This is a genomic window from Chryseobacterium carnipullorum (assembly GCF_900142785.1).
Lineage (GTDB): Bacteria > Bacteroidota > Bacteroidia > Flavobacteriales > Weeksellaceae > Chryseobacterium > Chryseobacterium carnipullorum.
On record NZ_FRCD01000003.1, the window covers coordinates 202,271 to 215,786 of the forward strand.

Sequence of the window (13,516 nt, forward strand, 5' to 3'; positions counted from 1 at the left end):
CAACATAAATGCTGATAACTTTATTTTACTTAAATCTTGTTTCACAAAAATCATTTTAAACATGAAAAAAACATTACTTCTTTTAATTTTATTTATAGCACAGGTGTTTCATGCACAGTCCGATTGTGTCTCGGCCATCCCACTCTGCGGAAACTCCGAAATCTCCTACACTCCGTCCGGACATGGAGATATCGTTGAAAATCTATCGACAAATGGATGTCTGGGCAGAAATGAAAATTACTCGGTATGGTATACTTTTACCGTTGCAACAGCAGGAACACTAACCTTTGTTATTGATCCAAATGTTAATTCCGACGATTACGATTTTGCAGTATATGGTCCAACGACCAATGGATGTACCTCTTTGAATACCAATAACGTTTTTGTAACACCACTAAGATGTAACTATAATGGTAGTACTCCGACAGGAAATACTGGTCTTACTTTAACCTTGCCTCCACCTCCACCTCCCAACACCAACGGAAACGCAGGGAATGCATTTGAATGGAGCCCTTATATGCAAGTACAAGCCGGAGAAACTTACTATCTGGTTGTAGACAATTTTAGAAGTTCTCCTGATGGATTTAAATTAATCTGGGGAGGTACTGCAAGTTTAAGTTCAGCATTCAACGATCCTGTTCTGGCACCGAACCCTTTTCTGCCACCTGGAATTCCAAATGCTGATGCTACCCAACCAAGCGACGTTATGGTATGCGGGCTTCCTTCACAGTTCAATTTCAATACACTTACTGCAGGTATCGTTAATGGAAACAATCCTAACTTCAAAGTTACCTATCATAACAATACCAATGATGTTGTTACCGGAAATAGTCCTCTTAACATAGCTACAGTAAACGGAACGACCACTTATTACTACAGAATCAGATATCTGGATCCTGATAATCCAGACAGTGTTATTAACAAGTGTTTCATCAGCGGAAAGTTCAAGTTCAAAGATGCAAGCATAACAGCAAAAAATGCAACTATTTTCGCATGTAATAATAATGGAGAAGGAACTGGAAAATTTGATCTGACTACAGCAGATGTATTTACTGGAGGTACAAAAAAATACTATCCAACCCTTGCTGATTTAAATGCTGACACCAATGAGATCACGAATCCAACCAACTATATTTCAGCTCAAAAAATAGTATATGCAAAAGTAATTTCTGCATTCGGATGTACTGCTATAGGAAATATTACCTTATCCTTCCACCCGGTAGTTACATTAAAAGATGCTTTGATACAGGAATGTTATATCGAAAACGATATCCTGCGGGCAAAATTTGATCTGACACTAGCCGATGTAGGAGCTATTGCAGGGCAAACCAAAAAATTCTATAAGACATTAACTGACGCAACAGCTGAAACGAACCCGATTGCAGCACCTGATGCTTATCTCACAGCAAGCACCGAAGTCTATGTAAGAGTTACTAATGCTAATCAGTGTTATGCTATTTCTAAGATAACGTTAAAAGTTCTTCCTCCGGTAAAATCTGCTGTCCTGAAAGACAAAACGATTTGTGCGGAAGAAAAAACGACCCTGGATGCAGGACCTGGATTTGACGGATATGAATGGAGCACGGGCGCTACGACGCAATCGATCAGTAATGCAGGAATAGGTGTTTACTGGGTAAAACTAAAAACAGGAAAATGCTTTACCCTTCAGACTGTAACCATTTTTGCATCCACACAACCGGTAATTGCCAGTGTGGAGATCAGCAACAATACCATTACAGTGAATGCGTCAGGCGGAACTCCTCCTTATATGTATTCAACTGATGGGGTTACGTGGCAGGCATCTAACTCGTTCAGCGGACTTCCTAGAGGAGAAAACAAGATATTCTTAAAGGATTCTTTCAACTGTAATCCTATCCAGATTACCGTTACAGTTCCGAATCTGATCAACGCAATTACTCCAAACGGAGATAAAGTTAATGATGAGGTTGACTACTCCGCGCTCGCTTACAAGAAAAACCTTGTATTTATAGTTTATGACAGATACGGAAACAAACTTTATGAGGCGAATAAAATGAGAGATTATAAATGGGACGGAACAGCTTCCGGCAAGAAAATCCCTACCGGTACTTACTGGTACTCTATCTCTTGGAACGAAAACGATAAGAACGGTACCGAAACGAAATATTCAGGATGGATACTGGTAAAAAATAAAGAATAAGCTATTCTAAATATCAAAAAAAAGGCTGTCACAAATGACAGTCTTTTTTTATGTATTATTTTTCATTCCACTCAACAAATCATCTCTAATAACCATAATAATCCAAAAAAATAGTAATCATTTTCAAATGAATGAATACTACTTATTGAAAATTTTCTATTTTTGATCCCCAAATTTTTATCAACATCTTTTTGGTTCTGTTTATAATACGTCCGGAGGATTGCTGATAACTTGTTAGTTATTATTTTTTTTAAATAAACTATCTTTGCATCATGGCGCAGAAAGAAACATTATCATCCCTTACGCACGGAAACTTTGCAAGAGAGCTATCTATTGCGGATGGAAAAATGCCACCCAATGCTGTAGATTTTGAAAGACTGGTTATAGGTACTTTTTTGATTGACAAAAAGGGACTTGACCACTCTATTGACCTTCTTACTCCGGAAGTATTTTATGACCCGAGACATCAGGTTATTTTTTCCACCATCTTAAAACTTTATGAAGGCAACCATCCGGTGGATCTTATGACGATCATCCAGGAGTTAAAAAAAGAAGATAAGCTAAGCCAGGCAGGAGGTGATCATTACATCATTGACCTTACGATGGGGGTAAGTTCATCCGCCCATATTGAATACCATGTACGTGTTATTCTTGAAAAATACATCTTAAGAAGTCTGATCAATGTTTCGGCCAACGTTATCGATTCTTCATATAAGGAATCTACGGATGTTTTTGAACTTTTAGATAAGGCTGAACAGTCCTTCTTTGAGATCACCAACGGAACGATTAAAAAAGGATTTGACACGGCTAACTCATTAGTAAAGCAGGCTATTGAAACGATTAAATCGTTGAAAGATAAAGAAGGACTTTCAGGAGTTCCTTCAGGATTTAGAGATATTGATAAAGAAACCGGAGGCTGGCAAAATTCTGACCTTATCATCATTGCGGCCCGTCCGGCGATGGGTAAAACAGCTTTCCTTCTGTCAATGGCAAGAAATATTGCAGTAGACCACAAAATCCCTATGGTACTGTTCTCTCTCGAGATGGCATCAGTACAGCTTATCACCAGGATGATTGCTTCTGAAACCAAAATTTCATCCGAAAAACTAAGAAAAGGAACTCTGGATGACGAAGAATGGCAGAGACTTTTCTCCAATGTATCTGAACTGGAAAACGCACCCCTTTTTATTGACGAAACCCCTTCTCTTTCTATATTCGACTTCCGGGCAAAATGCAGAAGACTGGTGATGCAGCATGGGGTAAGACTGATCATGGTCGACTACCTTCAGCTGATGACCGCAGGGGGCGGAGGAAAAGGAGTGGGTAACCGTGAACAGGAAATCTCCATGATCTCACGTTCATTGAAAGCCATTGCAAAGGAACTTAATGTACCTGTTATTGCCCTTTCACAGCTGTCAAGAAGTGTGGAAGCTCGTCCTGGAAAAAGACCTCAGCTTTCTGACCTGAGGGAATCCGGAGCGATTGAGCAGGATGCAGATATTGTATCCTTTATTTTCAGACCGGAATACTATAAAATTGCAGTTTGGGATAATGATGAAGAAGGTGCGGAAACACCAACGGAAAACCAGGCAGAGCTGATCATAGCAAAACACAGAAATGGTGCCACCGCTGATGTGAGACTGTCATTCTTAAAACATTTTGCAAGATTTGGTGATATTGAAGCTGCTTTTGACGGGGGCTTAGGAGGTTATCCTTCTAATTTCGGATCTAATGAACCTAGTGGATTTGACAAGATCAAAACAACTATTCAGCCAGGTGCGGCATTTGATCTTCCGGACAGCTCGAAGCTTTCGGGATCTTCAATGAATGATTTTGATGACGATGATGATTTCCCGTTTTAGAATTGATAGCATTTTAAATTAAATAACAGTTTAGTATTCTTTCAGTTTATTTTAAATGAACTACTAATTTATATCTCCCAAGACTTTTGAGAATAGAAATATATACCGACGGTGCATGCAGTGGAAATCCCGGAAAAGGAGGCTATGGAATTCTCATGCGTGTGCCTGAAAAGAACTATCAGAAAACATTTTCCAAAGGTTTCAGGAAAACCACCAATAACAGGATGGAGCTCCTTGCTGTAATTTCCGCTATGGAAAAACTAAAGTCTTCGGAGAATGATATTCACATTTATACGGACAGCAAATACGTCGCTGATGCAGTAAACCAAAACTGGATCGCAGGATGGATCAAAAGAGGATGGAAAAATGTAAAAAATCCAGATCTATGGAAAAGATTCATTGAGATGTACAATAAGCACACCCCGAAAATGCACTGGATAAAAGGCCACGCCGGACACTTTGAAAATGAGCTTTGTGACAAACTCGCCGTTGCTGCTGCAGCTTCTTCTGAACTTGAGATCGACACCTATTTTGAAGGGCTGGAAAACAACACTCTTTTTTAATAAATCTAAATTCACCTTCATACTATTCAATATTCACCCGTTTATCACGTAATTCATTGAAAATTTACTATCATTTTCAGTAAAATTAACACTAAACACATATTAATTAATTGGGATTTAATATATTTACAGTATCTAATTAAAAGTAATCCCAATTCAATGAATAAATTTTTACTGTCTTATATTTCCCTTCTTCTGCTTTTTTTATCAGGAGGGCTACTTTCCCAAACGTATCAGCTAACAGGAAATCCGGTAACCACTGCAGGGTGGACTTTAGTTACTCCTGCCATAGTTAATGGAGATTTTATAATGCTCACTGATGATTTAATAAATAAATCAGGATCTATAAAATTAAACGACCCCATCAATCTGAAATATTGCGATAAATGGAGAGTAGAGTTTGATTTCAGAATCGACGGAAATGGAACTTCTTCCGGAAAAGGAGATGGTTTTGCATTCTGGTATCTTGCGAACCCTCCAGTCACAAGCCAACAAGGAGCAGGATTAGGCATACCTCAAAATGCTACAGGCCTTATTACTGGTTTTGACATTTACAATAATATGGGTGGTGGTGGACTGATGAGTAAAGTTCATGTTGCCTATGGCGTGGTTCCGAATACGACAGATACAAATGGCTTAGAATATTATAATACAGCAGGAAGCTCATTCCATTCAGCGGATCTTAATTCTACCCAACCTTTTGTAGGAAATACATACAAGCACGTTGAAGTTACAGGACAAACAGATCCTGCTCTGCCAACCAATTGGATCATTACTGTAAAGGTAGACGGAAATACTATTACTTCTCAATCATTTACACCAGCAGGAGCAGCCGCCAATATGACCCAGGGATACTTTGGGTTCTCTGCATCTACAGGAGCTGCAAGTGCTAGACACTCTATTAAAAACGTTAAAATTTATACCGATAAAGTTCCTATTTTACAAAATACAGTGACACAATCTTTCTGTCCTAATCCAACGACAGGATTCGGGTCTGTAAATTTAACCACCTTTAATTCACAACTTGTAAGCAACCCTTCTAATTATACCTTCACCTACCTACAGGGCTCAACTCCCATTACAAATCCTACCAACTATCAATTCAACGCAAACACCCCAGTGACCGTTATCGTCAAGGATAATGCAGGAATACTGTGTGACAACCCCGACGGAAAAATACTGTTGGTACTCGCCCCTCTTCTGCTTACTGATAAAACTTTAACAGCATGTAACAACAATAAAGGGGGAACAGGATTATTCAACCTCAACGCAGCAGATGTAGCAGGCGGGCTTAGTGTTGTCAAAAAATACTACAGAACCCTGAATGATCTCAATTCGGGTACCAATGAAATACAAAATCCGGGAACCTATACTTCAGCAGCAGGAAATGTTTATGTAAAAGTAACAACACCGTTGGGATGTACTGGTACTGCAAAAATCACTTTAGCATTCTATCCGGACACTCCCGTGAAAGAAGCCACGCTTCGCTCTTGTTTCCTTCAAAACAATATCACAAATGCCTTATTTGATCTGACTTCCGCTAATGTAACAACACTGACAAGCGGTTTCACTAAAAAATATTACACCTCTGTTGCAGATGCTCTGGCCGGAACCAATGAAATTGTCAATCCAACTCAGTATATGTCTGTAAGCACTTCAGTATATGTAAAAGTAACAGATGCCACTGCATGTTTTGCTGTTGCAAAAGTCAATCTTGTCGTTTTACCACCTGTAACCTCTACCGTTTTAAAAGATAAAATTATATGTATTGACGGCAGAACAGATCTGGACGCAGGTCCTGGTTTTAGCAGCTATGAATGGAGCACAGGAGCAACAACCTCCTCTATTCAGGGAGTTGGCGTAGGTCTTTATTGGGTAAAATTGAAAACCGGAGATTGTATTACAACGCAGATTGTAAAGGTTATTGCCTCTGCCAATCCTGTCATTACAAGCATCGACATCAATAACACAACAGTAACCGTCAATGTATCAGGAGGAACCCCACCGTATAAATATTCTTTAAATGGTACCGACTGGCAGGATTCCAATACGTTCACGGGACTTCACAGAGGGGAAGCCCAGGTTTTCGTTAAAGACTTTTACAATTGTATGCCTGTTGAGGTACAGATCACTGTTCCCAATCTGATTAATGCAATCACCCCTAACGGAGACAATGTGAATGACTACATTGATTATTCTGCTCTGGCATACAAGAAAAATCTTGTATTTATAGTATATGACAGATACGGCAATAAGCTTTATGAGGCAAACAAAATGAGAGATTTCAAATGGGACGGAACGGCTTCCGGTAAAAAGATTCTCACAGGAACGTATTGGTATTCTATCTCATGGAACGAAAATGACAAAAACAATACAGCTACAAAATATTCAGGCTGGGTATTGGTAAAAAACAGAGAATAAAACTATATCTCAAAAAAATCACTCTTTTTCAAGAGTGATTTTTTAATAAATATAAACCAAGCAAAGCACACTGGCTTTCTTTTTACCACCGAACAACAAAAACACAATATTATTTTAATTACATTATCAATTAATCAAAATAAACCTGAAATTGACAATTTAAACCAAACAATTGACAATTATTCATTATATCCTTCCAATCAAAATAAATATATTTATATCAATAACCTCAAACCCATCGTTTCACATGAAAAGAAAACTACTCATTTATTATTTAATCATTTTATTAGGCTTTTCGGGGCAAGTGTTTTCACAAACCTATCAGCTTGCAGGAAATCCTGTTAACACCACAGGCTGGGACCTTGTTTCCAATGCAGCTGTTGACAATGATTTTATCCGTCTTACCACAGATAATACCAGTTTATATGGCGCTATAAAGCTTGCTACTCCTATTACTTTAAGCTATTGTGACAAATGGAAAGTGGAATTTGATTTTAGGATCGACGGAAACGGAACCACTCAGTTTGGAAGAGGAGACGGTTTCACATTCTGGTACCTTGTCAATCCCCCTACAGGATTCGTATCCGGAGGCGGGCTTGGAATTCCGGGAAATGCTTCAGGACTGATGGTAGGATTTGACATCTTCAATAACAGTACAGAAGGTCAGATGAGTAAAATACATCTGCTTTATGGAACCAATGACACCGCAGGAAATAATATTGAATACAACAATACTCCGGGCAGTACATTCCACTCTCCCGATCTTATAGCAACCCAGCCTTTCGTAGGACCAGTCTATAAACACGTGGAAGTAAACGGTGAAACAGATCTTACCAATCCGACAAACTGGATTATAAAAATTAAACTTGATGGAGTACTTATTGTAGACCAGTCATTTGCCCCTTCAGGAGCAGCCATAGGAATGTCACAAGGCTACTTCGGTTTTTCAGCAGCTACGGGTGGTGCCAGTGCATGACACTCTATCAAGAATGTGAAAGTTTTTGTAGATAAAGTACCCATCCTGAATGCTACAGTCAGTCCATTTGTATGTACAAATCCTGCAACCGGAACCGGAACTGTGGATCTTACGTCGTTTAATGCACAATTTGTCAATAATCCCGGTAATTACCTGTTCACTTACTATGTTTTAGGAAGTTCAACTCCTATTACCAATCCAACTAGTTTCCCTTATTCAGGCAACACAACCATTAAAGTCGTCATTAAAGATCCAAGCTCTACCCTATGCGACAATGGAGACGGAGTTATACAGCTAAATCCAACACCGTTCGCAGCAACTGATGCTACCCTTACCGCATGTAACAATAACAATGCAGGTACAGCGACATTTGATCTTACCACAGCAGCTTTAACAACGGTTCCGGGATGTACGATGCAGTTCTATAATACTATGTACGACCTTAATGCAGGAATTAACCAGATTCCGAATCCTACTGCGTATGCATCAGGAGCAGCGGTGATATTCGCAAAAGTGACGACGCCCCAGGGATGTGTAAGTACTGCAAAAGTTACGCTGAATCTTAATCCGGTTGTCGTTGTAACTGATGCTTCGCTGAGAACATGCTTCCTTGAAACCAATCCTTCACTGGGAACATTCAATTTAAGCAATGCTACCGTAACAACAGTAACAGGAGCAACGAAAAAATATTATCCGTCTCTGGCAGACGCGGTAAACGGAACCAATGAAATCTTAAATTTCTTAACCTATACAGCACCTTCAGGTGTAATCTACATCAAGGTCTTCAATGCTCAGGGCTGCTACACTATTGCAAAAGTGACCCTAACCGTTTTGGCACCGGTTTTATCCAGTGTATTAAAAGACAAAATCATCTGTATTGAAGATAAAACCACATTGGATGCAGGACCTGGATTCACTTCATATCTATGGAGTACAGGTGCTACTACACAGACAATTTCCAATGTAGGAGTAGAAACCTACTGGGTAAAACTAAAAACAGGAGATTGTACCGCATTACAGACCGTAAAAGTCTATGCTTCTGAGCAACCCGTGGTAACAACCATTGATATCTCAGCAAATACGGTCACAGTTTTCGCTAACGGAGGAACTCCGCCTTACCAATATTCAATGGATAATATCAACTGGCAGGATTCTAATGTATTCAACAATGTTGCCAGAGGTGAAACTAAGATTTTTGTAAAGGACAGCTATGATTGTGAACCTATAGAAATCAATATTACTGTTCCGAATCTGATTAATGTCATCACCCCGAATGGAGATGGTGTGAATGACGCAATTGATTATTCTGCACTTTCAAACAAAAAAAATCTGCAGATCGGAATCTTCGACAGATATGGCTACAAGCTTTTCCAGGCGGATAAATCCAACAGATACACATGGGACGGAACTACGAATGGCAGTAAGAAAGTTCCTACCGGAAACTACTGGTATTCTATCACATGGAATGAGAACAACAGCAAGAATACTCCAATCAAATTCTCCGGTTGGATTATGGTAAAAAACAGAGAATAAATTTAAATTGATTATTTTTAAATACCCCTGGATCACTCTAAATTTGGAGTGATCCTTTTTTTGTCTTTCTGCAGGTATATATTTCATTTTAAAGTCATTTTATTCGTATTCAATTCTTAAATTTGTCCTATGAATTATTTGGAAGCTTTAAGCAGAAGATATTCTGTGAAGAAATTTAATCATGAGATCATTCCTCAGGATACCTTGTACAATATTCTCGAGTCAGGAAAGTTGTCTGCAAGTTCGCTTGGACTTCAGCCCTACAGGGTATTGGTGGTAGAAAGTGATGAGATGAAACAGAAATTAATTCCAGCTTTCTATAATCCTTCACAAATTTCTACATGCTCCCATCTCATCGTCATTATTTCAAAGAAAACAATTGAGGAAAGCTATATTCATGGATATTTTAATCATATTTCTGAAGTAAGGGAAACACCTGTTGAGAAACTTGATCTGTTCAGAAAAAGTATCAACCAATATATTATCCAAAAAACACAGGATGAAATTTTCAACTGGGCAGAAAAACAATCCTATATAGTTCTGGCCAATCTGATGTACGCTGCTGCTATTGAAAACATAGATTCGTGCCCTATGGAAGGCTTCCGGCAGGACGTGATAGAAGAAATTCTCAACATCAATCCAGATACAGAAAAAGTAACCGTCACCCTCGCTTTAGGCTACCGTTCTGAGGAAGATCATTTCCAGCACATGAAAAAAGTAAGAAAACCAAACGAAAAATTGTTTAAATTTATTTAATATTAAACGATTGTACCTAAAGCAAGCATATGATAAAAGCGGATGTATTAGTAATAGGTTCCGGCATCTCGGGACTTTCCTATGCCATTAAAGTTTCTGAACAGTTCCCTGATGCCAAGATCATCATTGTAACAAAATCTGACGAAGACGAAAGCAATACTAAATATGCACAAGGCGGGCTGGCTGTAGTCACCGACTTTAAAAATGATAATTTCGAAAAACACATCGAAGATACCATGCGTGCCGGAGATGGCGAAAACAAACGCGATGTTGTAGAAATGGTTGTAAGAGAAGCTCCTGCAAGATTCAACGAGATCGTGGAATGGGGTGCGAATTTCGACATGAAAAATGGAGAATTTGCTCTCGGAAGAGAAGGTGGCCATACAGAAAACAGAATCGTTCACCACAAAGACATTACAGGATTTGAGATTGAAAGAGCTCTTCTTGAAACGGCTAAAAACAGTCCGAATATTGAAATCCTCGACCATCATTATGTTATTGACATCATCACGCAACATCACGTTCCGGGAAAAGAAGTGAGCCAGGGCGATATCAACTGCTATGGTGCGTATATCCTTGATGAAAAATCAAGAAAGATCAAAAAAATCACTTCCAAAATAACACTGGCAGCTACCGGAGGTGCGGGACATGTTTACAAAAACACCACGAATCCCACCATTGCTACCGGAGACGGAATCGCTTTTGTTGCCCGAGCAAAAGGTAAAGTTTCCAATATGCAATATTATCAGTTTCATCCTACAGCATTATACAGCAAGATTAACGGAATGCTTTTCCTCATTTCTGAAGCAGTAAGAGGGGATGGCGCCAAATTAAGAACCAAGAAAGGTGAAAAATTCATGCACAAATATGATGAGCGTGAAGAATTAGCCTCAAGAGATATTGTTGCCAGAGCCATCGACAACGAAATGAAAATTTCAGGAGATGAATATGCCGGCCTCGACTGCCGTGACATGGATCACGAAAGATTCCTGGAACATTTCCCGAATATTTATAAAAAATGCAGAGAAGAAGGAATTGATCCTTTTACTCAATTAATCCCTGTGGTACCAGCCTGCCATTATCTGATGGGGGGAATTGAAGTAGATCGTGACGGACAGTCTTCTATCAGAAACCTTTTTGCTGTAGGAGAATGCACCAACTCAGGACTTCATGGCGCTAACAGGCTTGCGTCCAATTCATTACTGGAAGGTTTAGTTTTTGGACATAATGCCGCGATAAAGACGGTTGCGCTACTCAAGGAAAACAATTTTAATTTTGACGATCTGAAAGCTGTTCCGGAATGGAATGAAGAAGGAATGAACATCATGGATGAAATGGTCATCGTCAGCTACCTGAGAAAACAGCTTCAGGAAATGATGAGTGATCTTGTGGGAATTGTGAGAAGTAACAAGCGCCTGGCAATGGCTCTTCAAAAACACCAGGAGATCGCAGCAGCAGTAGACGAAATTTACCACTACTCTATTCTTTCACCACAGTTATCCGAATTAAGAAACCTGACCACCGTTGCTCACCTTATTATTACCCAGTCTATTGAGATGACTGAAAATAAGGGCGCTTTTTATAATAAAGATTTAGCTTAATAGCAATTAAAGCAAATCAATGGAAATATTCAGTTTGAAAATTCTTACCATTATTAAACTTTTATATATTCTAAAAGTATTAATTATAGGAATGATTTTAGGAATTTTCGGACTTCTTATTTTTGTTGTTAAATTGAATAACTCAAGTGATCTTGTTTTCTGGATACTGGGAATTGTTGCTGCACTTCTGGGAAGAAACTTTTTCGATTACTTAAAGAGGATCATTATTGCAAGAGCAAAATATCCACTCCCTTTAAATTTATTGTGTAATATACTGGAATTGGGAAAGCCTTATTATTTTGGAAAAGATCAATTTGATCTGGATGAAATTATTCATGACAACCAACTTCAATTAACATTGTACTATATCAATAATCACCAACATCCGATTCTACAATTTAATAAAGAGAAAATTCTTTTTCACAGTAGGGAATACCATTGGAAAAACTTCAATTGGAAATATTTTTTTTATTCCGAAAACCCTAATGCATATAGACCTCAAGGTAAATATTTAATAGAATTTTATGCTTCAAACCAAAACAATATCCGAATAAAAAATAAAATTGAGTTTGAAAAAATAAAAGCTGATGAAAATGAAGTAATTTTGCTTTTTGTGATCCATGATTTATTATTCGGAACAAAAGCATCATACTATTATTAAAATTAAAAATATGAAAAGACCAGCATACGTTACAGATAAAGTTTTAAAACAATTCATCAAAAACGCTCTGGAAGAAGACATTCAGGATGGCGACCACTCCACCATTTCCACGATTCCAAAAGATTTGGAACAGAGTGCTAAACTTCTGGTCAAGCAGGACTGTATTTTAGCCGGAGTGGAACTGGCAGAAATTATTTTTAAAACTTTTGATAAAGACTTAAAAGTTGAGGTATTGATTAAAGACGGAGATTCTGCCAAGGTAGGAGATGTTGCTTTAACAGTAACCGGAAGTGCCCGGTCCATTCTTTCTACGGAAAGACTTATTCTGAACTGTATGCAGAGAATGAGCGGAATCGCAACCCTTACCCATGACTGGGATTCCAGATTAGTAGGGACTAAAACAAAGCTTTTAGACACCAGAAAAACGACCCCGAATTTCAGGGTATGTGAAAAATGGGCTGTCGCGATAGGTGGCGGTACCAATCACAGATATGGTCTTTATGATATGATCATGTTAAAAGACAACCATATCGACTATAACGGAAGTATTACCAATGCCGTAAAAATGGCAAAAGACTACGTTAAAACTAATAAGAAAAAATTAAAAATTGAAGTTGAAACAAGAAATCTGGAAGAAGTACAAGAAGCCATTAAAGCAAAAGTAGACCGAATCATGCTGGACAACATGAATGTAAACATGATGAAACAGGCCGTAGAAATGATCAACGGCTCATGTGAGTCTGAAGCATCAGGCGGAATTACCCGTGATATGTTAAAAGAAATTGCATCAACAGGAGTAACGTATATCTCTGCGGGAGCCCTTACCCATTCGGCTGAAAATATTGATTTGAGTCTCAAAGCGGTGAAATAGCGTTGTATTTTTAATAAAAACAGCCCCCATTTGTTAAAAATTCAATAATATGATTTTTTTCATGCCAAAATTCAATTTTTATATATAAACCTG

The 13,516-nt window shown here is 38.4% G+C and carries 10 protein-coding genes; all 10 read left to right on the forward strand.

Features of this window, described 5'->3' with window-relative positions; genetic code table 11:
* Positions 1-61: 61 nt before the first annotated feature.
* Complete coding sequence (locus tag BUC06_RS04810; protein WP_073330449.1) at positions 62-2,179, forward strand: T9SS type B sorting domain-containing protein; 2,118 nt, start codon at positions 62-64, stop codon at positions 2,177-2,179.
* 272 nt (positions 2,180-2,451) lie between these two features.
* Positions 2,452-4,041, forward strand: a complete 1,590-nt coding sequence (dnaB, locus tag BUC06_RS04815; protein WP_073330452.1) for a replicative DNA helicase — start codon at positions 2,452-2,454, stop codon at positions 4,039-4,041.
* A gap of 86 nt (positions 4,042-4,127) precedes the next feature.
* Positions 4,128-4,604: a ribonuclease HI gene (gene rnhA, locus BUC06_RS04820; RefSeq protein WP_073330455.1), complete on the forward strand. Its 477-nt coding sequence runs from the start codon at positions 4,128-4,130 to the stop codon at positions 4,602-4,604.
* 159 nt (positions 4,605-4,763) lie between these two features.
* Positions 4,764-7,025: a T9SS type B sorting domain-containing protein gene (locus BUC06_RS04825; RefSeq protein ID WP_073330457.1), complete on the forward strand. Its 2,262-nt coding sequence runs from the start codon at positions 4,764-4,766 to the stop codon at positions 7,023-7,025.
* 247 nt (positions 7,026-7,272) lie between these two features.
* Positions 7,273-8,001, forward strand: a complete 729-nt coding sequence (locus tag BUC06_RS23730; RefSeq protein WP_167367400.1) for an L-type lectin family protein — start codon at positions 7,273-7,275, stop codon at positions 7,999-8,001.
* A gap of 15 nt (positions 8,002-8,016) precedes the next feature.
* Positions 8,017-9,534 carry a T9SS type B sorting domain-containing protein gene (locus tag BUC06_RS04830; protein ID WP_228423617.1) on the forward strand — a complete coding sequence of 506 codons (1,518 nt, stop codon included), beginning with the start codon at positions 8,017-8,019 and terminating at the stop codon, positions 9,532-9,534.
* A gap of 129 nt (positions 9,535-9,663) precedes the next feature.
* Positions 9,664-10,290, forward strand: a complete 627-nt coding sequence (locus BUC06_RS04835; protein ID WP_073330460.1) for an NAD(P)H-dependent oxidoreductase — start codon at positions 9,664-9,666, stop codon at positions 10,288-10,290.
* A 29-nt stretch (positions 10,291-10,319) separates the two neighbouring features.
* Positions 10,320-11,891, forward strand: a complete 1,572-nt coding sequence (gene nadB, locus BUC06_RS04840; protein ID WP_073330463.1) for an L-aspartate oxidase — start codon at positions 10,320-10,322, stop codon at positions 11,889-11,891.
* A gap of 19 nt (positions 11,892-11,910) precedes the next feature.
* The gene (locus BUC06_RS04845; RefSeq protein ID WP_073330465.1) at positions 11,911-12,552 is read left to right on the forward strand and encodes a hypothetical protein; all 642 of its coding nucleotides are present in this window, start codon (positions 11,911-11,913) and stop codon (positions 12,550-12,552) included.
* 10 nt (positions 12,553-12,562) lie between these two features.
* Positions 12,563-13,423: a carboxylating nicotinate-nucleotide diphosphorylase gene (nadC, locus tag BUC06_RS04850; RefSeq protein WP_073330792.1), complete on the forward strand. Its 861-nt coding sequence runs from the start codon at positions 12,563-12,565 to the stop codon at positions 13,421-13,423.
* Positions 13,424-13,516: the final 93 nt, after the last annotated feature.